The organism is Longispora fulva (assembly GCF_015751905.1).
Lineage (GTDB): Bacteria > Actinomycetota > Actinomycetes > Mycobacteriales > Micromonosporaceae > Longispora > Longispora fulva.
In genome coordinates, this window is sequence record NZ_JADOUF010000001.1 from 7049761 (window position 1) to 7071516 (window position 21756).

Consider the following 21756-nt stretch of genomic DNA (forward strand, 5'->3'; position numbering starts at 1 on the left):
TCGGTACTTTCAGCACCCGTAAGGAGCGCAGCCGGTGGCTGACCTGGCCAGCATCGTCAAGGCGTACGACGTCCGGGGCACCGTCCCGGACCAGCTCAACCCGGAGGTGGTCCGCGCGATCGGCGCGGCGTTCGTCCAGGTTCTGTCCGCCGACGGCCCCGTCGAGAGAATCGTCATCGGGTACGACATGCGCCCGTCCTCGCCCGAGCTGGCCGCGGCGTTCGCCGCCGGGGCCACGGCGCTCGGTGCCGACGTGGTCGACGCGGGTCTGTGCTCCACCGACGAGCTGTACTTCGCCTCGGGTTCCCTGGACATCCCGGGCGTCATGTTGACGGCGAGTCACAACCCGGCGCAGTACAACGGGTTGAAGATGTGCCGCAAGGGCGCCAAGCCGATCGGGCAGGACACCGGGCTGCGCGCGATCCGCGACGCCGCCCAGGCCATCCTCGACGGCGCGGACGTGGTCCCCGTCGCCCGGCCGGGCGTGGTGGCGAAGCAGGACCTGCTGGTGCAGTACGCGGGGTATCTCAACGCGCTGGTCGACCTGACCGGCATCCGGCCGCTGAAGGTCGTGGTGGACGCCGGCAACGGCATGGCCGGGCACACCATCCCCGCCGTGTTCGGCTTGGGCGCGCAAGGCGCTGCCAACGGCTCGGTCCTGCCGCTTCATGTGATCCCGATGTACTTCGAGCTGGACGGCACCTTCCCGAACCACGAGGCCAACCCCCTGGAGCCGGCCAACCTGGTCGACCTGCAGAAGCGGGTCGTCGCGGAGGGCGCGGACATCGGGCTCGCGTTCGACGGGGACGCCGACCGCTGCTTCGTCGTCGACTCCGACGGGGCCCCGGTGTCGCCGAGCGCCGTGACCGGCCTGGTCGCGGTGCGCGAGCTGGCCAAGAACCCGGGCGGCACGATCATCCACAACCTGATCACCTCGCGGGCCGTGCCGGAGATCGTGGCCGAGAACGGCGGCGTCGCCGTCCGGACCCGGGTCGGGCACTCCTTCATCAAGGAGGAGATGGCCAAGACCGGCGCGGTGTTCGGTGGCGAGCACTCCGCGCACTACTACTTCAAGGACTTCTGGGGCGCCGACACCGGGCTGCTCGCCGCGATGCACGTGCTGGCGGCGCTCGGCGAGACCGACGCCCCGCTGTCGGAGATCGGCGCGCGCTACGAGCGGTACGCCGCGTCCGGCGAGATCAACTCCACTGTGGCCGACCAGGCCGCGAAGGTGGCCGAGATCGCGACGGCCTTCCCCGACGCCGACACCGACGACCTCGACGGCCTGACCGTCAGCCTGCCCGACGGCGCGTGGTTCAACGTCCGGGCGTCGAACACCGAACCCCTGCTCCGCCTGAACGTCGAGGCCCCCACCGCCGAGCGGATGGCCCAGGTCCGGGACGAGGCACTCGCAATCATCCGCCGCTGACAAGGAGTCTCCACCACCATGGCGCTTGACACCGCACTGCTCGAGATCCTCGCGTGCCCGGACACCCACCACGCCCCGTTGACCCTCGACGAGGCGGCGGCGACGCTGACCTGCACCGAGTGCGGCCTGATCTTCCCGATCCGGGACGGCATCCCGGTCCTGCTGCTGGACGAGGCGACCCGTCCGGCCGGTGACGGGCGGTGAACCCGCTCGACGGTTCCGCCGGGGTCAAGGGCCACCGGCACATCGACGAGGCGCTGCTCGACGACGCCGACGGCCTGGCCGCCGCCGACTCGGGCAAGATGCTGCTCGCCGTGGCGGGCGCGGGCGCGCAGCTCCGCGAGGTCGCGGCGCTGGCCAGCGAGATCAACCTGTCCGGGCTCGCCGACGAGGGCCGCCCCCGGGCGGTCGTGATCGCCGGCCTCGGTACGGCGGGGCGGACCGGGGACGTGCTGTCCACGGTCGCCGGGCCGCGCTGCCCGGTGCCGATCATCCAGCACGGCGGTGCGCCGGGCTGGCTGAGCGCGAGCGACGTGGTGATCGCGATCTCCGCGTCCGGTCGCAGCCCGGAGGCCCTGGCCGCCGCCGACTCCGCCGCCAGGCGGGGCGCGCGGCTGGTCGCGATCGGCGCGCCGGACAGCGAGCTGCAGGCGATGGCCGAGCGGGCCCGGGCGCCGTTCATCCCGGTGCCCCGGCGCGGGCCGGCCATGGTCAGCCTGTGGGCCCTGACCGTGCCGGTGCTGCTCGCCGGCCGGGCGCTGGGCCTGGTCCGGATCGCGGAGGCGGACTTCGCGGAGACCGCCGCCCGGCTCGACGCCGAGGCGGAGCGCTGCCGGCCGGCCGCGGAGTCGTTCACCAACCCGGCGAAGTCGCTGGCGCTGGACCTGGCGAATTCGGTACCCATCGTGTGGGGCTCTTCCGCCCTCGCCGCCGCCGGTGCCCGCAGGGTCGCCGACGTGCTCGCTGCCAACGCGCGCTACCCGGCAATGGCCGACTCGCTGATGGAGGCCAACCGGGGCCGGGTCGGCCTGCTCGACGGCGTGTTCGGCGGCCTCGCCGAGGGCCAGCGCGACATCTTCGCCGATCCGTCGGATGAGCCGGACCCGACCCGGCTGCGGATCGTGCTGCTCCGCGACGGCGGCCTCGACACCGAGGACGGCGCGTCGGAGACCCCGGCGATCGACGAGCGCCGGGCGCACGCGGTGGAGCGGCTGGCCGAGCGGCGCGGCGTGCGCTGCACGGTGATCCGCGCCGAGGGCGGCTCTCCCCTGGAGCGGCTGGCTTCGCTCGTCGCCGTGCCCGACTTCGCGTCGATCTACCTGGCGTTGGCGCACGGGCTGGACCCGTTGGCGACCCCCGCCGTGTCGGAAATGAAGGAGCTCTCCGCTACATGAGCAAGCGTTTCACCGAGAGCGGCGGGGCGGGCGCGTGAGCGCTGAGGGCGGCACCAAGGCCGTCGTCGCCGCGCTGTTCGCGAACCTGGGCATCGCGGTCACCAAGTTCGTCGCGTACGGGCTGACGATGTCCTCGTCCATGCTCGCCGAGGCCATCCACTCGGTGGCCGACTCGGGCAACCAGGTGTTGTTGCTGGTCGGGGGCAAGCGGGCGAGCCGGGAGGCGACCCCGCAGCACCCGTTCGGCTACGGCCGGCAGCGCTACATCTACGCGTTCATCGTGTCGATCGTGCTGTTCACGGTGGGCGGCCTGTTCGCGCTGTACGAGTCGTACCACAAGCTCCAGCACCCGGAGCCGATCACCGCGTGGAAGTGGGTGCCGGTCACGGTGCTCGTCGTGGCGATCGTCCTGGAGGGCCTGTCGTTCCGGACCGCGATCAAGGAGTCGCGCGGGCCGAAGGGCAAGGCGTCGTGGGCGGAGTTCGTCCGCCGGGCCCGGGTGCCGGAGCTGCCGGTGATCCTGCTGGAGGACTTCGCGGCGCTGGTCGGCCTGGTGCTGGCCCTGTTCGGCGTGGGCATGACCCTGATCACGGGCGACGGGATCTGGGACGCGATCGGCACCGGGATGATCGGTCTGCTGCTCGTCGCGGTGGCCGTGATCCTCGCGGTGGAGATGAACAGTCTGCTGATCGGCGAGTCGGCCACCGAGGAGAACGAGGCCCGGATCGTCACGGCGATCACCGGCGGCGGCGAGGTGGACCGGATCATCCACATGAAGACCCTGCACCTGGGGCCGGAGGAGCTGCTGGTCGCGGCCAAGGTCGGGATCCGGCACGACAGTACGGCCGCCGAGATCGCCCAGGGCATCAACGCCATCGAGGTGCGTATCCGCGAGGCCGTGCCCATCGCCCGGGTGATCTACATCGAACCGGACATCTACAGCACGGAGCGGTGACATGGAACGCCTGACTGGCGTGATTCGGCCCTACGCCTGGGGCTCCCGGCACGCGCTGGCCACCCTGCAGGGGCGGCCGGTGCCGAGCGAGGGCCCGGAGGCGGAGTTCTGGCTCGGGGCGCACCCGGCGGACCCGTCGGCCCTGGACCGGGGCCGGTTGGACGAGCTGATCACGGCGGATCCGGTCGGCGTGCTGGGCGAGGGGCCGGCGGCGGAGTTCGGGCCCCGGCTGCCGTTCCTGTTCAAGGTGCTGGCGGCTGAGGAGCCGCTGTCGTTGCAGGCGCACCCGGACGCGGCCCGCGCCGCCGCCCGGTACGCGGAGGGCAACGTCAACTACGTCGACGACCAGCACAAGCCGGAGATCCTGGTGGCGCTGGCCCCGTTCGAGACCCTGTGCGGTTTCCGGGACCCGGGCGTGACGGCCGGGCTGCTGGCCGGGGTGCCGGCGCTGGCCGAGCCGGTGGCGCTGCTGCGGGCCGGTGACCTGCGCGGGGCGGTGGAGTTCCTGCTCACCGCGCCGCCGACCCTCGTCGCCGAGGTGCTGGCCGGTGGGCTGCCGGCCGAGCAGGCGGCGCTGGTGGGGCACCTGGCCGAGCGGTACCCGGGGGATCTGGGTGCTCTGGTGGCCCTGCTGCTCAACCATGTGGTCCTGGAGCCGGGTCAGGCGATCTTCATGCCGGCGGGCAACCTGCACGCGTACATCCGGGGGATGGGCGTGGAGTTGATGGCGGCCAGCGACAACGTGCTGCGCGGCGGGCTGACCCCGAAGCGGGTGGACGTGCCGGAGCTGCTGGAGGTGCTGAGCTTCGAGGCGCTGGCCGACCCGGTGGTCCGGTCGGTGCCGGTGTCCCCGGGGCTGGAGCTGTGGCCGGTGCCGGTCCGGGAGTTCGCGCTGTACCGGGCGACGGTCTCCGACACGCCCGTGCGGCTCGACGCGCCGGGGCCGCGAATTATTTTGTGCACCTCGGGCCGGGTGTCGGCCAACGGGCTGGATCTGGGGCCGGGCGAGGCCGGGTTCGCCGCCGCGACCGAGGGACCGATTGTCATGACCGGTCAGGGTGAGGCGTATCTTGCGGCCATCGCCAGGTAGGACGGGTTTTGCCCGTGACACAGATGTTATTCCCGGATTGTTCTTGACCCCTCGGCTGCTATGTGTGATTATCTAAATACGCAACGTCACGACTGAGGGGTTCGCGACGTGCGGGGAATGCAAACCGGGGGGAAGTGCGGAACGGCCACCATGCGGCGGCCGTTCCGCACGTTGTGCCTCATTTCGCCCCTCGCCGATCGCCACTTTGCGCTCCGGGACCGCGACGCTGAGACAGGACGCACGGGTGTGCGAAGGCGGAACCGGTCCCCGGCGAGCTACGGTCTAGCAGTGCGTGATGGCTTCTGGATCGAGCCCGGTGTTCCCCTGCCCGACCTGAGGCAGGGCACCACCCGGCCTCTGCTCGTCGGCGTCGTGGCGATCTCCGCAGGGAGAGCGTTCCTACAGCGCCGACTCGGCGACCACCCCGCCTTCCCCGGCGCTCTGGACGTGATCACCGGGTTCCCGCACCCGGGCGAGTCCATGGTCGGGGCGATCGCCCGGCTCGTCGCAGAGGAGACCGGCTGGCAGATCCGCCGGGTCGTCTCGTGCGCCGGGTTCACCACGTGGCGCACCCCGGCCGGCGAGCTCGTCGAGACGGAGTACGCGGTGGAGGTCGCCGGTTCCCTGCGCCAGCCGAAGTCGGACTGGCCGGTCCGGGACTACTTCACCTGGGCCGGATGTGACGAGCTCGACGTCTTCGCCGGGCTCGGCGACCGGGGGGCGTATCTGCGCAGCGTCGCCGACCGCGCTCTCCGTGATGTGGCTAACGCCCCGGATCGGCCAATCCCGTTTCCCGGGGACCCGTTGCACAACAGCTACCGCTAGTGTTGACGGCTGATGCGTAGCCGCGCGAAGAAAGAGGAATCCATGACGCTCGCCTCCGGGGACTACAAGGTCGCCGATCTGAAGCTCGCAGCCTTCGGCCGCAAGGAAATCCAGCTCGCCGAGCACGAGATGCCGGGTCTGATGGCGATCCGCAAGGAGTTCGCCGCCTCCCAGCCGCTCGCCGGTGCCCGGATCGCCGGATCGCTGCACATGACGATCCAGACCGCGGTGCTGATCGAGACCCTGACCGCCCTCGGTGCGGACGTCCGCTGGGTCAGCTGCAACATCTTCTCGACCCAGGACCACGCCGCCGCCGCGATCGTGGTGGGCCCGGAGGGCTCGGTCGACGCCCCGAACGGCGTGCCGGTCTTCGCCTGGAAGGGCGAGACCCTGGAGGAGTACTGGTGGTGCACGGAGCAGCTGTTCACCTTCGCTGACGGTCAGGGCCCGAACATGATCCTGGACGACGGCGGCGACGCCACGCTCCTGGTGCACAAGGGCGTCGAGTTCGAGAAGGCCGGCGCCGTGCCGGCGACGACGGAGGCCGACTCCGAGGAGTACGCGGTCATCCTCGACACCCTGCGCCGCACCCTCGTCGCCGACAAGGGCCAGTGGACCCGGATCGCCGCCGACATCAAGGGCGTCACCGAGGAGACCACCACCGGCGTGCACCGGCTGTACGAGATGCAGAAGAACGGCGAGCTGCTGTTCCCGGCGATCAACGTCAACGACGCGGTCACCAAGTCGAAGTTCGACAACAAGTACGGCTGCCGGCACTCGCTGATCGACGGCATCAACCGGGCGACCGACGTGCTGATCGGCGGCAAGGTCGCGGTCGTCTGCGGCTACGGCGACGTCGGCAAGGGTTCCGCGGAGTCGCTGCGCGGCCAGGGCGCCCGGGTCATCGTGACCGAGGTCGACCCGATCTGCGCGCTGCAGGCCGCGATGGACGGCTACCAGGTCACGGTCCTGGAGGACGTCGTCGCCACGGCCGACATCTTCATCACCACGACCGGCTGCTACGACGTCATCACCGCCGACCACATGGCGCAGATGAAGCACCAGGCGATCGTCGGCAACATCGGCCACTTCGACAACGAGATCGACATGGCCGGCCTGGCCAAGATCCCGGGCATCGTCAAGGAGGAGGTCAAGCCCCAGGTGCACACCTGGACCTTCCCGGACGGCAAGGCGATCATCGTGCTGTCCGAGGGCCGGCTGCTCAACCTGGGCAACGCGACCGGGCACCCGAGCTTCGTCATGTCCAACTCGTTCAGCGGCCAGACGATGGCGCAGATCGAGCTGTTCACGAAGCTCGACGAGTACCCGATCGGGGTGTACACGCTGTCGAAGGCTCTGGACGAGAAGATCGCCCGGCTGCACCTCGGCGCGCTCGGGGTCAAGCTGACCGAGCTGCGCAAGGACCAGGCCGAGTACCTGGGCGTGCCGGTCGAGGGCCCGTACAAGGCGGAGCACTACCGCTACTAATTGTGCCGACCCGCTGAGGGCGACGATGCGTGCGTTGTCAGGAACCCGGCATACAACACCGGTATGCCGGAACCTTCTGCGGTCGTGCCGGAGGCGCGCCAGGCAGCAGAGTGCCTCCCCGCCCTCAGTGGGCCACAAAGGTTAGAGCAAGAGCAAAAGCGCGGTCGAAAGTAAGAAACCGGTCAATCGCCAGAGGGTCGCGCCACATCGGTGCGGCCCTCTTTGCATGCTCCCGGCCAGGGCGTTAAGGTGTGGCTGCCCTTAGTAAGGCACGCCTAGCCAACCTTCGGAGTGCCCACCGTGAACGCGATCCTGCCCAACTACCTCATCGGTCTCCGAGAGGGACTCGAGTGCACGCTCGTGGTCAGCATCCTGATCGCGTACCTCGTGAAGGCCAACCGCCGCGACCAGCTGCTGCCGGTGTGGGTCGGGGTGGGCGTAGCGTTGGCCCTGTCCGTCGGGGCCGGCGTGCTCCTGACGTGGACCGTGGCCGCGATGGGCGAGTACCAGCCGCACTTCGAGGGCGTCACCTCCTACATCGCCGTCGGCTTCGTCACCTGGATGATCTTCTGGATGCGGCGGACCGCGCGCAGCATCAAGGGCGAGCTGACCGGCAAGCTCGACGACGCGTTGCAGATGGGCCAGTTCGCCGTCGTCGCGATGGCCTTCATGGCGATCATCCGCGAGGGCCTGGAAACCTCCCTGATCTACATCTCCGCAGCCCAGAGCACCGGCGGCGACGCGGGCGCGATGCCGCTGCTCGGCCTGTGCGGCGGCGGGGTGACGTCGGTGCTGCTCGGGATCGGGCTGTACCGGGCGGCGCTGCGGATCAACCTGGCCAAGTTCTTCAAGTGGACCGGCGTCCTGCTGGTCCTGGTCGCGGCCGGCATCTTCAAGTACGGCACCGCCGAGTTGCAGACCGCGCACGTGATCGGCTGGCACGACGTGCTCGCCTACGACATCACCGGCTGGTACGACGAATCCTCGTGGTACGCGAGCCTGCTCGCCGGCCTGTTCAACTTCACGGCCAAGCCGACCGTCCCGCAGCTCGTCGCGTACCTGGCGTACCTGATCCCCGTCCTGACGTACTTCCTCTGGCCGCAGGCGGCCCCCAAGCCGGCGGCCAAGCCGGTCACCACCAACGAAGGAGCAACTCTGTGAAGCGCGTGCACCGGATCACGGCACTGGTCGCGGCCAGTCTGATCGCCGGGGGTGGCCTCGCGGGCTGCTCCGACGACAAGAAGGACGCCGCGGCGGGCGCTGCGATCGCGGTCACCGCGACCGACACCGAGTGCAAGGTCGAGAAAGCCGACCTGCCGGCGGGCACCCACCACTTCAAGGTGACGAACAAGGGCACGAAGACCACCGAGTTCTACGTGTACGCCGACGGCAACAAGGTCATGGGCGAGGTGGAGAACATCACCCCGGGCGTCAGCCGCGAGCTGAAGGTGGACCTGGAGGAGGGCAAGTACCAGGCGGCGTGCAAGCCGGGGCAGACCGGCGACGGTATCCGCCAGGACCTCACCGTCACCGGCAAGACCGTGGCGTTGTCGGCCGAGGACCAGGTGGCGGTGGACGCGTACCGCACGTTCGTCAAGGAGAACGCGAACCTGACGCTGACCAAGACCACGGAGTTCGTCGCGGCGGTCAAGGCCGGCGACATCGCCAAGGCCAAGGAGCTGTATCCGGTCGCCCGCACCGGCTACGAGCGCATCGAGCCGATCGCCGAGGCCCTGGGCGAGATCGACGCAGAGCTCGACGCCCGCGAGGACAAGGTCGAGCCCGGCAAGGACTGGGAGGGCTTCCACCGCCTGGAGAAGGACCTGTGGGTCACCGGCGACATCTCCAAGAGCGGCGCGATCGCCGACGCGCTGGCCAAGGACGTCAAGGAGCTGGTCGACACGGTCGACACCGTGAAGTTCACCCCGCTGTCCATCGCCAACGGCGCCAAGTCGCTCCTCGACGAGGTCGCCACCGGCAAGGTCACCGGCGAGGAGGACCGCTACTCGCACACCGACCTGTGGGACTTCGAGGCCAACGTCGAGGGCGCCAAGGCCGTCGTCGCCGCGCTGCGCCCGCTGATCGACAAGAAGGACGCCGCGCTCGGCAAGAAGCTCGACGAGCAGTTCGTGGCGGTGCTGGCCGAGCTGGGCAAGTACAAGGTCGGTGAGGGTTTCAAGCTCTACACCGAGCTGTCCAAGGAGCAGGTCAAGGGCCTCGCGGACGCGGTCAACGGCGTCGGCGAGCCGGTCAGCAAGGTCGCGGCGCTCGTCGCCTCGAAGTAGCCCGACTCCAGGAAGGACGAGGCAGATGAGCGTTTCCCGTCGCAAGGTCCTCGGTGCCGCAGGGATCGGCGCCGCCGGAGTGGCCGCGATCAGCGTCGGCGCGCTGGCGCTGTCCGACGACTCCGCCGAGGCGGCCCCGTCGGTGACCCAGCCGGTCGCGTTCCACGGCGAGCACCAGGCCGGGATCGTCACCCCGGCCCCGGACCGGCTGCACTTCGCGTCGTTCGACGTGATCACGAAGAACCGCGCCGACCTGGTGGACATGCTCAAGGCGTGGACGAAGGCGGCCCGGCGGATGACGGCTGGCCAGGACGCCGGCCCGCTCGGCGCGGTCGCCGGCCCCGGGGCCGCCCCGCCGGACGACACCGGCGAGGCCATCGGCCTGCCGGCCGCCGGGCTGACCCTGACGATCGGGTTCGGTGCGACGCTGTTCCGGACCGCCGAGGGCACCGACCGGTTCGGGCTGGCCGACAAGAAGCCGGCCGGGCTCGCGGACCTCCCGCACTTCCCGCGCGACGACATCGACGCGGCCATCTCCGGCGGGGACATCTGCGTGCAGGCCTGCTCGTACGACCCGCAGGTCGCGGTGCACGCCATCCGCAACCTGGTCCGGATCGGCTTCGGCGTGGTCACCGTGCGCTGGTCGCAGCTCGGCTACGGCCGGACCTCCTCCACGAGCACGGCCCAGGCCACGCCCCGCAACATGCTCGGCTTCAAGGACGGCACCCGCAACATGAAGGCCGAGGACGGCCCGAAGGTGCTCAAGGAGCAGCTCTGGGTGCAGCCCGGCGACGGGCCGGACTGGATGACCGGCGGCAGCTACCTCGTCACCCGCAAGATCCGGAACCACATCGAGATCTGGGACCGCACGTCGCTCGACGAGCAGGAGCAGATCATCGGGCGGCACAAGGGCACCGGCGCGCCGATCGGCGAGGCCAAGGAGTTCGACGAGCCGAAGCTCGGCGAGAAGAAGATCGCCGACGACGCGCACATCCGGCTCGCGCACCCGAGCACCCACGGCGGCGCGCACCTGCTCCGCCGGGGCTACAACTTCGTGGATGGCTCCGACGGGCTCGGCAGGCTCAACGCCGGCCTGTTCTTCATGGCCTACCAGCGTGACGCGCACAAGCAGTTCGTGCCGATCCAGCGGATGCTGGCGCAGAAGGACCCGCTGAACGAGTACATCAAGCACACGTCGAGCGGGCTGTTCGCGATCCCGGCCGGCGTGCGCGACGACAACGACTACTGGGGTTCCGCGCTCTTCGGGTAAGGCTCTGGGGTGTCGCCGTTCCCCGACGGCGACACCCCAAAATCATCAGACGGTTACGAGTGGGGCCCGACCAGACAGCGTCGGCTCACCTGCGAGGGCTGAGCCGCGCGGCGGCGAGGAAAGTACGCCAGTCGCCAGTCGCCAGTCGGCAGTCGGCAGTCGGCAGTCGGCACGGCGAGCACCGACCCGGCCGGGTCCTTGCTGTCCCGGACGCCGACCACCCCGTCGGAGACAAAGTCGAAGGTGCACTCGAGTCCCGGCGGGGGCCGGTGACCTGGTAGATGTCGAGGAGGAGTTCGGCGTCCTCCACGGTGATCCCGCACAGGCCCGTCTCGATCCGGCTCACCTTCGAGCCCGAGCAGCTCAGGCGGCGGCCGACCGCGCCGATCGTCAGCCCCGACTCGTCCCGGAGCAACCGCAGGTGCCGGGCGAGCCGGCTACGGAGCGGATACGGCGCGCTACGCCCGTCGCTGACCATGACCGCATTGTCCGCCGTGGATGGTCGGCGCATCCGCCCGCCGCCGCCGCGTGCAAATGTGCAGGCGTCGCGACCCGGGCTCCAGGCTCCTGGCAGGCACCGGGCGCGCGGTGTCCACGGCCCCCACCGGATCGCCGCACGTCACTAGAATCCGGTCCTGTGACCCTCTTCCGGAGCGCCGGCCGCCTCGCAGTCCCCGCCACCCTTGTGCTGCTGGCCGTCGCGCTGCTGCTGGACGCGGCGGCGGCCGTGTTCGCGATGCCGATCACGAAGCACCACCCCGGCTGGGACGGGGACAGCGTCCTGCCGGTCCGGCCGGAGATGTACGAGACGGCGCTGGTCCTGATCGGCCTCGCCGTCATGCTGCTCGGCCTGGCCGTGCCGGTCGCCCGGGGCAGCCGGCTCGCCGGGGCCGGGATATTTCCCGTGCTCGGCCTCTGGGTGCTGTGGTCGATCATCGACTGGACCTCGCCGTGGGCGGCGCGGGGCCGGTGGTCGGACGGCCCGGGAGGTCAGTTCGACTGGAGCGGGGTCGAGGCTGCGACGCGGCACTGGTACCCGCCGGTCAGCCACCTGCTGTTCGGCCTCGAAGTGGCGGCGGCGGTCGCGGCCGTGCTCCTGCTCCTGGCGCGGCTGGGCCGTCGGGCTCCCGCGACCGCCGCCTCCTGAGCGGGGCTCTCAGGTCGAGGGCGCGTACTCCTCGCGGGCGTCCCCGCTGACGTCACCCGTCTCGCCCCGGGCGGCGGCGCGGGAGCCGAGTGCGAACACGTACCCCAGAAAGCTCAGCCAGATCGTCGCGCCGATCGCGATCCGGGCGACGGTCGGCAGCCCCGACGGGGTCACGAACGCCTCGACCCCCGCGCTGACCAGCAGCACGACCACCAGGCCCATCGCGACCGTCATCCCGGCCCTCGCGGTCTGCGCCAGCGACCGGGACCGGGTCAGCCCCGGCCCGGGCGCGATCCACGACCAGCCGATCCGCAGGCCCACCCCGGCGGCCACGAACACGGCGGTCAGCTCCAGGAGGCCGTGCGGGGCGAGGAGGCCGAAGTACAGCTCGCCCCGGTCGTGGCTGACCATCACGCCGCCCACGACGGCCAGGTTCAGCAGGTTCGTCCACAGAACATAGAAGACGGGTACGACCAGCACCCCGGCAGCCAGGCACACCGCGGCGATCCACGCGTTGTTCGTCCACACCTTGAACGCGAAGTCCTGCGCGGCGTGCTCGGAGTAGTAGGACTCGAAGTCGTGGTCGACGAGCTGGCTCATCTTGTCCTCGGACATCAGGGCGCGCTGGGTCTCCGGATGCCCGGCCACGTACGCCGTCAGCAGCAGCCACAGGGCCGTGAACCCCGCCCCGACGCTGATCCACCAGGCCCGGGCCCGGTAGACGGTCACAGGGAACGACACGGTGAAGAACCGGCCCACCTCGGCCCACCGGAACCGGCCGGAGCCCGTGATCGCGGCCCGCGAGGCCAGCACCAGCTGGGACAGCCGGGCGAGCAGCACCGGGTCGGGCGCCCGGCTGCGGACGACCGACAGGTGTGTCGTGGTGCGCTGGTACAGCGCGATCAGCTCGTCCGCCTCCTCGGCGGTCAGCCGGCGCCGCCGGGTCAGGTGCTCCAGCCGCTGCCACTGGCCACGGTGTTCGGCCACGTAGGCATCGAGATCCACCGCGACAGGGTAGCGTGCACCCCGTGCCGGAGAATGCCCATCGCCTCGTCAGCGGCGAGGCCGTGGAGCTTGATGTCCGGATTGCTCGGATTGGTTCGCGGGCGCTGGCGCTGCTGATCGACGTGCTCGTCCAGGCCGCCGCGGCGGGCGTGCTCGCGCTGTTCCTGCTGCCAGCGGCCACGGGTGGCGACGCGGTGCTGGCCGGGGCGTACATCATCGGTCTGGTGCTGGTGCTCGTCGTGCTGCCGGTCGCGATCTCCGGGGCGACCCAGGGCCGGTCCGTCGGCAAACTGGCCCTCGGGCTGCGGGTGGTCCGTGACGACGGCGGCCCGATCACCTTCCGGCACGCGCTGACCCGCACCCTGGTCGCCGTCGCCGCCGAGTGGCCCGGGCTCGCCCTGCCGCCCCTGACCTGGCTGGCCAGCCTGTGGATGATGCTCGTGCACCCGCACGGCAAGCGGATCGGCGACCTGACCGCCGGCACCATCGTCATCCACGACCGGGCCCCGGCCCAGTGGGGCTGGATCCCGGTGCCGCCGGCCGTCCCCGGCCTCGCGGAATGGGCCCGCAACCTGGACCTGTCCGGGCTGCCCGACGACCTGGCGCTCGCGGTGCGGCACTACCTGGCCCGGAACCGGAGCCTGCGGCCCGAGGCGCGGCAACGGCTGGGCTACGCCCTCGCCGCCGAGGTGATGGCGTGTACGACGCCGCCGGCACCGCCGAACACGCCCGGCTGGGCGTACCTGGCCGCCGTGCTCGCCGAACGCAACCGGCGGGCGGCGGGGCGGCTGAGGGCCGCCCGGGCGGCGTCCGCGCAGGTGTGGCCGGATCTGGAGAAGCACATGGCGGTGCCCCGACAGGCGCGGCGTCCGGTGCCGCCGCCCGTGCCCCGGGAGGGGCAGCTGCTGCGGCCGGGAGCACCGCCCGCTTGAGGCCCCACCGGAGTGCCGCCGCGCGCCGGGTGGGGGACGCGGCGTAACCGTCTGAGATGGGGTTGATCGTCGGGTTAAAGCCTGCCCTGGGCCTTCAGGGTCAGGTAGAGATCCGCCACGGCCGGCGCGTACCGGTCCGCCGGCGCGTCCACCACGTGCACCCCGTGCCTGCGGAGCACCGCCACCACCCGCCGCCGCTCGGCCAGCGTCTTCTCGGCGGCGGCCGCCGCGTACAGCGCCTCGGCCGAACCGCGCCCTGCGGCCATCTCGTCCACGACCGGGTCGTGCACGGCCGCCAGGACGACGGTGTGCCGGGCGGTGAGCCGGGACAGCACGGGCATCAGGCCCTCGCCGAGCGCGCCCGGTTCCAGGGCGGTGAACAGCACGACGAGGGCGCGTTTGCGTTCCCGGCGCAGGATCTCGGCGACGACGAGGCCGAAGTCCGTCTCCACCAGCGCCGGCTCGAGCGGGGCCATGGCCTGCACCATCTTGGTCAGCAGGGTGGCCTTGTTGGCGCCCTCGACGGCGGCCCGGACGGCGGTGTCGACGGCGAGCAGGTCGACCCGGTCGTCGGCCCGGGAGGCGAGCGCCGCGAGCAGCAGGCACGCGTCGAGGGCCGCGTCGAGGCGGGGCGCGTCGCCGATCCGGGCGGCGGAGGTGCGTCCGGTGTCCAGCACGCACAGCACCCGCCGGTCGCGCTCGGGCCGCCAGGTGCGGACCACGACGCTCTCCCGACGTGCGGTGGCCCGCCAGTCGATGGACCGGACGTCGTCGCCCACGACGTACTCCCGCAGCGCGTCGAACTCCGTGCCCTGGCCCCGGCCCCGGGTGACCACGTTGCCGTCGAACACCCGGAGCCGGGCGAGGCGTTCGGGCAGGTGGCGGCGGGACGTGAACGGCGGGAGCACCCGCACCGTCCACGGCGCGGCCAGCTTCCTGGACTGCAGGTACGCGAACCGCAGCGGCCCGTAGGAGCGCAGGGTCACCGTGTCGGCCGACCGGTCGCCGCGCCGGGTGGGCCGCAGGTCGAGGTCGATCCGGCAGTGTTCGCCGGGCGGGAGCACGAACTCGTACGGCCGGTCCGGGGTGGCCCCCGCCGACGGCGGCCAGGCGTCGCGGAGTTCGGCGCGCAGGTCGGTGACCCCGTGGTTGGTGACGGTCAGGGTCACCGCGCCGGACTCGCCGAGCCGGAGCTGTCGGACGCCGTCGCGCTCCAGGGCGACCCGGGACAGCCGGACCGCGCCGAACAGGTCGAGGCCGGCGAGGGCGAGGACCGCCACGGTGTACACGGCGAGGCCGAGCCACGGCGCGGGCCACAGCGGCAGGGACAGGGTGGCCAGCGCCAGCAGGGCTGCCGGACGCCAGGTGATCATCGGGGGGTGGGGACCGTGGCCAGCACCGCGTCGAGCACGCCGTCGGGGGTGACGCCCTCGAGCTCGACCTCGGGGCGGACCCGGATCCGGTGCCGCAGGGTCGGTCGGGCCAGCGTCTTGACGTCGTCGGGGGTCACGTAGTCGCGGCCGGACAGCCAGGCCCACGCCTTGGACGTGTTGAGCAGGGCCGTGCTGCCCCGGGGAGACGCGCCCAGCTCCAGGGACGGGGACTGCCGGGTGGCCCGGCACAGGTCCAGGATGTAGCCGAGCACCCCGTCGGCGACCTGGACCTCGCGGACCGCCTGCCGGGCGGCGGCCAGGTCGGCGATCGTGGCCACGGTCTGCACGGAGGACAGGTCGCGCGGGTCGAAGCCCTGGTGGTGGGCCCGCAGGACGGCGAGCTCCGCCTCGCGGCCCGGCAGGGCGACGTTGAGCTTGAGCAGGAACCGGTCGAGCTGAGCCTCGGGGAGGGGGTAGGTGCCCTCGTACTCGATGGGGTTCTGGGTCGCGCAGACCACGAACGGGTCCGGCAGCGCGCGGGGGGACCCGTCCACGGAGACCTGGCGCTCCTCCATGGCCTCCAGCAGCGAGGACTGGGTCTTCGGCGGGGTCCGGTTGATCTCGTCGGCGAGCATCAGGTTCGTGAAGACCGGCCCCTCGCGGAACTCGAACTTCGAGCTCTGCGCGTCGTAGATCAGGGAGCCGGTGACGTCGCCGGGCATCAGGTCGGCGGTGAACTGGACCCGCTTGGTGTCGATGGCCATCGCGGCGGCCAGGGTGCGGACCATCAGGGTCTTCGCGACGCCGGGCACGCCCTCGAGCAGCACGTGTCCCCGGCAGAGCAGGGCGATGAGCAGCCCGGTGACGACGGCGTCCTGGCCGTGGACGACCTTGCCGACCTCGGCCTGGAGGTTGGCGAGCGCCTGGCGGGCGGTCGGCGCCTCCGGGGCCTGGAGCCCCTCGCCGGCCGTCGGCATCTCCGGGGCCTCGAGCGCCTCGCCGGCCTGCTGGTGGTCAGTCACTGCGTGTCTCCCTGGTGGTGTCTTCCACGAGCCGGTCGATGGCGTCGGCCATGCTGGTCAGCTCGGCGTCGGTTTCGGGGATCACCCCGTAGAGCAGTTCCTGCACGGCGTCCTCTGTCCGTCCGGTCCGTGCGGCCACCGCCGCGACGATCTCGCCGGACATCGCTGTGGGACCGAGGGCGAGGGCCGCGACCAGCCGACGCCGGGCCCCGGCGCGGACCGCGTCGAGGGCCGGGAGCCGGGCATGGGCGCGGGCGTAGAGCCGGCCGCGGCCGGTGATGGTCTCCGTGGACCGCACGACGACGGGCAGCCTTTCGGCGACGGGCTGGCCGAGGCGGCGGGCGCGGGCGAGGACGAGCAGCAGCGCCGCGATGGCCAGTCCGACGAGTGCCGCCCAGAACCAGGGCGGGAACGCCGCCCAGAGCGGGTTCGGAGGCTTCTCGCTGCCCTCGTCCGGGTTCGGGTTGGGCTGCCGCTCCGAGCCGCCGCCCCCGCCGCCCCCGCCCCCGCCCCCGGTCCCGCCTCCGCCGTGCCCGGCGATGTAGCAGGTGTACGTGGGCTGCGGCGTCGACGTCGGGCTCGGCACCGTGCACCGGGCCGTCGGCCGGGGCGACTCCGGCGGCAGGGTGACGCACACGACCCCCGGGGCGGCCGGCGTGCCGCACACCTCGGGCACGTGCGGCAGGGTCGGGGTCGGGCTGGGCGACGGCACGACGAGGCTGTGCTGGTCGAGCCACGCGATGTTCGGGTACCGGCCGAGCAGCGCCACCGCGAGCCGCGCGTTGTCGTGCTCGCCGATCCGCTCGTCGCTGAACGGGTCCGCGGCCCCGACGATGACGAAGTTGTCGCTGAGCAGGACGTGGCCGTCGTAGCAGCTCTGGGCGCCGTCGAGCCTGTAGCGGACCCGGCCGACGGCCGCGTCCCCGGCCCCGCCGATGTCGCAGCCGCCGGGGCCGACGACGGCGGTGGCCCACCGCTCGCCGAGCACCCGGGGCGTGCCCCGGAGGGACTCGGCGGCCAGGTCGTCGAGGGCGGCCTGGCCGGGCTGGACGAGCACGATCCGGGTGGTGGCCGGCAGGAAGGTCAGCTGGCGGAAGAAGTCCCGGTTCAGGTATTCGGGGGCTGGCAGGAACAGGGTCGTGTTCCCGGCGATCGCGTCGTTGAGGGCGTCGGCGGGGACGGTGTGCCGGACGACCCGCCGGCCGTCGGCGGTGAGCAGCCGTTCGAGTTCGTGGCCGGAGAACCGGTCGGTGCCGGTGGGGGACAGGTACCCGTCGTCGCCCGTGGACGGCGTGTCCACGGCGTGGAACACCAGGGTGGCCACGACGAGGAGGACGGCGACGAGCAGTGGGGCGAGCGTCTTCAGCCGCGCGGTCACAGGCTCTCCCCGAGGGTGCGCATCCGGGCGTCCATCTCGGCGGTGGCCGGCCGCTCGCCGTACCAGATGTCGGAGAAGATCCGGGTCGCCTCCCGCAGCGGCGCGTCGGCCGTCGGCAGCGCGGCGCCGGCCGCCATGGCGAGTTCGGTGACCGTCGAGCCCGGTTGCGGGCTCAGCACCCCCCGGTCGGCGAGCCGGCGGATCATGACCCGGAGCCGTTCCCGGACCGCCTCGCCGTACCGCCCGGCGGCGGCGTACTGGTCGGCCAACGACAGCAGGACCTCGGCCGGCAGCTCGGGCAGCGCGTCGTCGGGGCCCTCGGGCAGGTCGTCGATGGTGATGGTCTTGGTGACCTTCGCGGGCTTGGGGCGTCGGCGGCCCGGCCGCCAGGCCAGCAGCCGGAGCAGCCACCGGTGCAGGCGGCCCGGGGCGGCCACCAGCCAGGAGCCCAGCCGCAGGGCCGCGGCGAGGGCGCGCCGGGCCGCCGCGAGCCACTGCCGCCACCACCGCAGCGCCGCGATCAGGAACAACGCCCCGAGCAGGAGCGCGGCCATCAGCCCGGCCACCCCGCCGGGGAACCAGTCGGCGACGTCGGCGACCAGTGCCGTCCACCAGCGGGCCACCGCGCTCACCGGCCGGCCCGGAGCACGTCGTCGGCGGGGCGGCCGGTCGCGCGGGCCCGGCCGAGTTCGACGTCGAGGCCCTCGACCCGGATCCGGTTCTCCAGGTGCGCCACGACGTCGAGGCAGGCGAGGGCCGGGTAGGCGATGCCGTTGATCAGGGCCCAGATCGCGGCGACGTAGAGCGGGTCCGTCAGGTCGAACACCTGGTCCAGCAGGGTCTTGGCCGCCAACGCGAAGGCGAGCCGGATGCCCAGCCACGCGCAGTACCCGAGGAGGCGGATCATGCCGGCGCGCAGGCTGCCGGCCAGGACCAGCCGGGCGGACCGGCCGAACGAGTTGCCCGTGCGGTCGATGACGGCGACGGGTACGGCGAAGCCGAGGAGCGCGTAGGCCACGAGCCACGGCACGCCGAAGAGGAGGGACGAGACGGCCGCGGTGACGGCGACGAGCACCGCGGTGAGGACCGGGGCCGCGATGCCGCCGGGGGTTCCGCCGAGGGAGATCCGGGCGGCCCGGCCCGCGTACCCGGCGAGGAGGCCGATCGCCAGGCTCTCGAAGCCGAGCCCGCAGGCCAGCCAGGGCAGGTAGCTGGTCGGGGCTTCCCAGAACGGCTGCCGAGCGGCCCACAGCGGGGCGAGCGCGCCCTGTTCGAGGAGGGCGAGGATCAGCCCGATGCCGATCAGGGGCTTCGCCCGGGTGCGCAGGAGTTCGACGGCGGCGTCGAGGAGCTCGCCCACCGAGAGTGGGCGGTCGGGCAGCGCGACGGAACCCACGGCCACCCCCGTTCACCAGAATTGAGCGGCCCTCATCTTGGCACGGGTCCGCTAATTCCGCCCTACCCCTCCTCGGTCGACGTCTCCTTCAGGAAGCACTGGGCCTCGAACGCCGCGGCGTCCTCGTCCCCGGCGCGGATGGCGTCGACGAGCCGGGTGTGGTCGACGTAGCTGTCGGGGGTGAGTTCCTCACCGACGACGTGGCGCAGGCTGGCGCGCAGGGCGGTGCCGAAGTCGGCATAGAGGTCGGCGAGCACCTTGTTGTGCGCGGTGGCGACGACAACCTCGTGCAGCGCGGAGTCAGCCTCGACGAACCGCGCGGCGTCCCCGGTCCGCCACATCTCCTCCCGCCGGGCCAGAGCGAGATCAAGAGCCTCCAGATCGAGAGGGGTACGCCGCCGCGCCGCCAGCCGCGCCGCCTCCACCTCGAAGGCGCGCCGCACCTCGAGCACGTCGCGGAACTCGGCGTCGGCGATCCGCCGGGCGACGGCGGAGGACAGCTCGCTGGCCGCCAGCACGTACGTCCCGGAGCCCTGGCGGCAGTCGAGCAGCCCGGCGTGCGAGAGCGCCTTCACGGCCTCGCGCAGGGTGTTGCGGCCCACTCCGAGCTGGGCCGCGAGCTCCGGTTCCGGTGGGATCCGGGCGCCGACCGCCCACTCGCCCCGGGTGATCTGCTCACGAAGCTGGCTGATGACCTGGCTGACCAGCGGAGATCGGGCTGTCGTCTCCAGTGGCATCACACACACTCCCTATCATCAAGTCATCCCATGATTCTACGATTACCCGCATGACCACGGTAACCGTAGAGCCCAGCAACCGAAGCTTCGCCATTGAGGGCACGGGTCTGGTGCTCCTCGGGATCGTGCTCGTCGCCCTCAATCTTCGCCCGGCCGTCACCAGTCTGGGAGCGCTCCTCGACGAGGTGCGCGCGGGGCTGCACCTGTCGGGCACCATGGCCGGCCTGATCACCACCCTCCCGGTGCTGTCGTTCGCGGCGTTCGGGTCGATCACGCCCCGGCTGGCCCGCCGGTTCGGGCCGCACCGGGTGCTGTCCTCCGCCGTGGCCCTGCTGTCCCTGGGCCTGCTCGCCCGGGCGCTCACCGACTCGGCCTGGGTCTTCTTCGGCACCAGCGCGCTGGCCCTCGCCGGGATCGCCTCCGCGAACGTCCTGCTGCCCGGCCTGGTCAAGCGGCACTTCCCGACCCGCGTCGGCCTGGTCACCGGCGTGTACACCATGACGCTCACCCTCGGCACCGCCATCGCCGCGGCCACCACGGTGCCGATGGCCAACGCGCTCGGCGGCTGGCACTGGGGCCTGGCGGTCTGGGCGGCCGTCGCGGCCGTGGCCGTCCTGCCGTGGCTGCTCCTCCGCCGGCACGACCGGGGCGATCTGGCCACCACGGTCGCCGCCTCCCCGGTCAAGCCGGCCCGGACCAGGATCGGCTGGGCCCTCGCGGTGTTCTTCGGCGCCCAGTCGCTGAGCGCCTACGTCGTGATGGGCTGGCTGCCCCAGCTCTACCGGGACGTCGGCTTCTCCGCCCAGACGGCCGGCCTGCTCGTCGCCGGGCTGATGGCCGTCGGCGTGCCGCTGGCCCTGTTCATGCCGGCGCTCGCCGCGCGCCGGCCCGACCAGCGCCCCGTCGTGGCCGTGCTCGTGGCGGCCACCGCCCTCGGGTACACCGGACTGATCTTCGCCCCGCACGCCGGCGCGCTGCTGTGGACGGTGCTGCTGGCCGTCGGGCAGAGCGCGTTCCCCCTGACGCTGGCGATGATCGGACTGCGCTCGCGCACCCCCGAGGGGACGGTGGCGTTGTCGGCGTTCGCGCAGAGCGCCGGCTACCTGATGGCCGCCGCCGGACCCATGCTGGTCGGCGCGCTGTACACATCGACGCACAGTTGGTTACTGCCGCTGCTCTTCCTTCTCGGTATCGTGGTCCTCCAGGGCGCTGTCGGAATGGTGGCCGGCCGGCCCCAGTACCTGGAAGATGCCCGTTTGCGGAATTGATGATCTCAAGGTGATCACTGATCCTGACCCGGGTACCCTTGGCCGCCCCGAGTAGATGGAAATATGTAACCCATGAGAGCTCGCGTACTGGTGGTCGACGACGACCCGGCACTGGCCGAAATGCTGGGCATCGTGCTGAGGAGCGAGGGCTTCGCGCCCTCCTTCGTCGCCGACGGCGAACGTGCCCTGCCGGCATTCCGGGAGGCGCGGCCCGACATCGTGCTCCTCGACCTGATGCTGCCCGGCATGAGCGGCATCGACGTATGTCGACTGATCCGCGCCGAGTCCGGCGTGCCGATCGTCATGCTGACCGCGAAGAGCGACACCGTGGACATCGTCCTGGGCCTGGAGTCCGGCGCCGACGACTACGTGGTGAAGCCCTTCAAGCCCAAGGAGCTGGTCGCCCGGGTCCGGGCCCGGCTGCGCCAGGGCGGGGACAACACGCCCGAGGTGCTCACCGTCGGACCGGTCGGTTCCCAGGTGATCATCGACGTGCCCGCACACACCGTGATCCGGGAGGGCGAGGAGGTCAAGCTGACCCCGCTCGAGTTCGACCTGCTGGTCGCGCTGGCCCGCAAGCCGCGCCAGGTGTTCACCCGCGAGGTCCTGCTGGAGCAGGTCTGGGGCTACCGGCACGCCGCCGACACCCGGCTGGTCAACGTGCACGTCCAGCGCCTGCGCGCCAAGATCGAACGCGACCCGGAGCGGCCGGAGATCATCCTGACCGTCCGTGGGGTCGGATACAAGGCCGGCGTCGCATGA

22 protein-coding genes are annotated in these 21756 nt (G+C 72.0%); 14 read left to right on the forward strand and 8 right to left on the reverse strand.

Annotated elements, in window-relative coordinates; all coding sequences use genetic code 11:
* Positions 1-34: 34 nt before the first annotated feature.
* The 10 genes from IW245_RS32475 (at position 35) to efeB (ending at position 10736) form a co-directional block, all read left to right on the forward strand.
* Positions 35-1429, forward strand: a complete 1395-nt coding sequence (locus tag IW245_RS32475) for a phosphomannomutase/phosphoglucomutase (protein WP_197006928.1) — start codon at positions 35-37, stop codon at positions 1427-1429.
* 18 nt (positions 1430-1447) lie between these two features.
* On the forward strand, positions 1448-1633 hold the full coding sequence (locus IW245_RS32480; protein WP_197006929.1) for a Trm112 family protein: 186 nt from the start codon (positions 1448-1450) through the stop codon (positions 1631-1633).
* Positions 1630-2823 (forward strand): SIS domain-containing protein, encoded by a 1194-nt coding sequence (locus tag IW245_RS32485; RefSeq protein ID WP_197006930.1) that lies wholly within the window; start codon positions 1630-1632, stop codon positions 2821-2823. The genes IW245_RS32480 and IW245_RS32485 overlap by 4 nt, the downstream gene beginning before the upstream one ends.
* A gap of 34 nt (positions 2824-2857) precedes the next feature.
* Entirely contained in the window at positions 2858-3778 is a 921-nt protein-coding gene (locus tag IW245_RS32490; protein ID WP_197006931.1) for a cation diffusion facilitator family transporter, read from the forward strand.
* Between the two features lies 1 nt (position 3779).
* Positions 3780-4868 carry a mannose-6-phosphate isomerase, class I gene (gene manA, locus IW245_RS32495; protein ID WP_197006932.1) on the forward strand — a complete coding sequence of 363 codons (1089 nt, stop codon included), beginning with the start codon at positions 3780-3782 and terminating at the stop codon, positions 4866-4868.
* 288 nt (positions 4869-5156) lie between these two features.
* Complete coding sequence (locus IW245_RS32500) at positions 5157-5693, forward strand: NUDIX hydrolase (protein ID WP_197006933.1); 537 nt, start codon at positions 5157-5159, stop codon at positions 5691-5693.
* Positions 5694-5735: 42 nt separating this feature from the next.
* Positions 5736-7181: an adenosylhomocysteinase gene (ahcY, locus tag IW245_RS32505; protein ID WP_197006934.1), complete on the forward strand. Its 1446-nt coding sequence runs from the start codon at positions 5736-5738 to the stop codon at positions 7179-7181.
* 300 nt (positions 7182-7481) lie between these two features.
* Complete coding sequence (gene efeU / locus IW245_RS32510) at positions 7482-8342, forward strand: iron uptake transporter permease EfeU (protein WP_307788929.1); 861 nt, start codon at positions 7482-7484, stop codon at positions 8340-8342.
* Complete coding sequence (gene efeO / locus IW245_RS32515) at positions 8339-9466, forward strand: iron uptake system protein EfeO (protein WP_307788930.1); 1128 nt, start codon at positions 8339-8341, stop codon at positions 9464-9466. Before efeU ends, efeO begins: the two co-directional genes overlap by 4 nt.
* 25 nt (positions 9467-9491) lie before the next feature.
* A complete protein-coding gene (gene efeB / locus IW245_RS32520) occupies positions 9492-10736 on the forward strand; it encodes an iron uptake transporter deferrochelatase/peroxidase subunit (protein ID WP_197006935.1) in 1245 nt (414 codons plus the stop codon).
* Positions 10737-10821: 85 nt separating this feature from the next.
* Here efeB and IW245_RS32525 read toward each other — a convergent pair whose 3' ends face one another.
* Entirely contained in the window at positions 10822-11214 is a 393-nt protein-coding gene (locus IW245_RS32525; protein ID WP_197006936.1) for a helix-turn-helix domain-containing protein, read from the reverse strand.
* 159 nt (positions 11215-11373) lie between these two features.
* On the opposite strand from IW245_RS32525, the gene IW245_RS32530 reads away from it, so the two are divergent.
* On the forward strand, positions 11374-11883 hold the full coding sequence (locus IW245_RS32530; protein WP_197006937.1) for a hypothetical protein: 510 nt from the start codon (positions 11374-11376) through the stop codon (positions 11881-11883).
* A gap of 9 nt (positions 11884-11892) precedes the next feature.
* Here the strand turns inward: IW245_RS32530 and IW245_RS32535 are convergent, their stop codons facing one another.
* The gene (locus tag IW245_RS32535; RefSeq protein ID WP_197006938.1) at positions 11893-12888 is read right to left on the reverse strand and encodes a stage II sporulation protein M; all 996 of its coding nucleotides are present in this window, start codon (positions 12886-12888) and stop codon (positions 11893-11895) included.
* A 23-nt stretch (positions 12889-12911) separates the two neighbouring features.
* Here IW245_RS32535 and IW245_RS32540 point away from each other — a divergent pair, with 23 nt between their 5' ends.
* Complete coding sequence (locus IW245_RS32540; protein WP_197006939.1) at positions 12912-13820, forward strand: RDD family protein; 909 nt, start codon at positions 12912-12914, stop codon at positions 13818-13820.
* Positions 13821-13894: 74 nt separating this feature from the next.
* Here IW245_RS32540 and IW245_RS32545 read toward each other — a convergent pair whose 3' ends face one another.
* The 6 genes from IW245_RS32545 to IW245_RS32570 all read right to left on the reverse strand — a co-directional run bounded on the left by IW245_RS32545 (position 13895) and on the right by IW245_RS32570 (position 19726).
* Positions 13895-15193, reverse strand: a complete 1299-nt coding sequence (locus IW245_RS32545) for a DUF58 domain-containing protein (protein ID WP_197006940.1) — start codon at positions 15191-15193, stop codon at positions 13895-13897.
* The gene (locus tag IW245_RS32550) at positions 15190-16170 is read right to left on the reverse strand and encodes an AAA family ATPase (protein WP_197008796.1); all 981 of its coding nucleotides are present in this window, start codon (positions 16168-16170) and stop codon (positions 15190-15192) included. The genes IW245_RS32545 and IW245_RS32550 overlap by 4 nt, the downstream gene beginning before the upstream one ends.
* 37 nt (positions 16171-16207) lie before the next feature.
* Positions 16208-17593, reverse strand: coding sequence for a DUF4350 domain-containing protein (locus tag IW245_RS32555; RefSeq protein WP_197006941.1), 1386 nt, complete (start codon positions 17591-17593; stop codon positions 16208-16210).
* The gene (locus tag IW245_RS42450; RefSeq protein WP_197006942.1) at positions 17590-18216 is read right to left on the reverse strand and encodes a DUF4129 domain-containing protein; all 627 of its coding nucleotides are present in this window, start codon (positions 18214-18216) and stop codon (positions 17590-17592) included. Before IW245_RS42450 ends, IW245_RS32555 begins: the two co-directional genes overlap by 4 nt.
* A gap of 5 nt (positions 18217-18221) precedes the next feature.
* Complete coding sequence (locus IW245_RS32565; protein WP_197006943.1) at positions 18222-18989, reverse strand: hypothetical protein; 768 nt, start codon at positions 18987-18989, stop codon at positions 18222-18224.
* 62 nt (positions 18990-19051) lie between these two features.
* The gene (locus IW245_RS32570) at positions 19052-19726 is read right to left on the reverse strand and encodes a FadR/GntR family transcriptional regulator (protein WP_197008797.1); all 675 of its coding nucleotides are present in this window, start codon (positions 19724-19726) and stop codon (positions 19052-19054) included.
* A 50-nt stretch (positions 19727-19776) separates the two neighbouring features.
* Between IW245_RS32570 and IW245_RS32575 the strand changes: the two genes are divergently transcribed.
* Positions 19777-20994: a CynX/NimT family MFS transporter gene (locus IW245_RS32575; protein ID WP_197006944.1), complete on the forward strand. Its 1218-nt coding sequence runs from the start codon at positions 19777-19779 to the stop codon at positions 20992-20994.
* 72 nt (positions 20995-21066) lie between these two features.
* The gene (gene mtrA, locus IW245_RS32580) at positions 21067-21756 is read left to right on the forward strand and encodes an MtrAB system response regulator MtrA (protein ID WP_197006945.1); all 690 of its coding nucleotides are present in this window, start codon (positions 21067-21069) and stop codon (positions 21754-21756) included.

Excerpts from the sequence above, each read along its gene's own strand:
- IW245_RS32480 (WP_197006929.1), top strand. The coding sequence starts at position 1,448 with ATGGCGCTTGACACCGCACTGCTCGAGATCCTCGCGTGCCCGGACACC.
- efeB (WP_197006935.1), top strand. The coding sequence starts at position 9,492 with ATGAGCGTTTCCCGTCGCAAGGTCCTCGGTGCCGCAGGGATCGGCGCC.
- IW245_RS32550 (WP_197008796.1), bottom strand. The coding sequence starts at position 16,170 with ATGCCGACGGCCGGCGAGGGGCTCCAGGCCCCGGAGGCGCCGACCGCC.
- mtrA (WP_197006945.1), top strand. The coding sequence starts at position 21,067 with ATGAGAGCTCGCGTACTGGTGGTCGACGACGACCCGGCACTGGCCGAA.
- manA (WP_197006932.1), top strand. The coding sequence starts at position 3,780 with ATGGAACGCCTGACTGGCGTGATTCGGCCCTACGCCTGGGGCTCCCGG.
- ahcY (WP_197006934.1), top strand. The coding sequence starts at position 5,736 with ATGACGCTCGCCTCCGGGGACTACAAGGTCGCCGATCTGAAGCTCGCA.
- IW245_RS32525 (WP_197006936.1), bottom strand. The coding sequence starts at position 11,214 with ATGGTCAGCGACGGGCGTAGCGCGCCGTATCCGCTCCGTAGCCGGCTC.
- IW245_RS32570 (WP_197008797.1), bottom strand. The coding sequence starts at position 19,726 with ATGCCACTGGAGACGACAGCCCGATCTCCGCTGGTCAGCCAGGTCATC.
- IW245_RS32575 (WP_197006944.1), top strand. The coding sequence starts at position 19,777 with ATGACCACGGTAACCGTAGAGCCCAGCAACCGAAGCTTCGCCATTGAG.
- IW245_RS32545 (WP_197006940.1), bottom strand. The coding sequence starts at position 15,193 with ATGATCACCTGGCGTCCGGCAGCCCTGCTGGCGCTGGCCACCCTGTCC.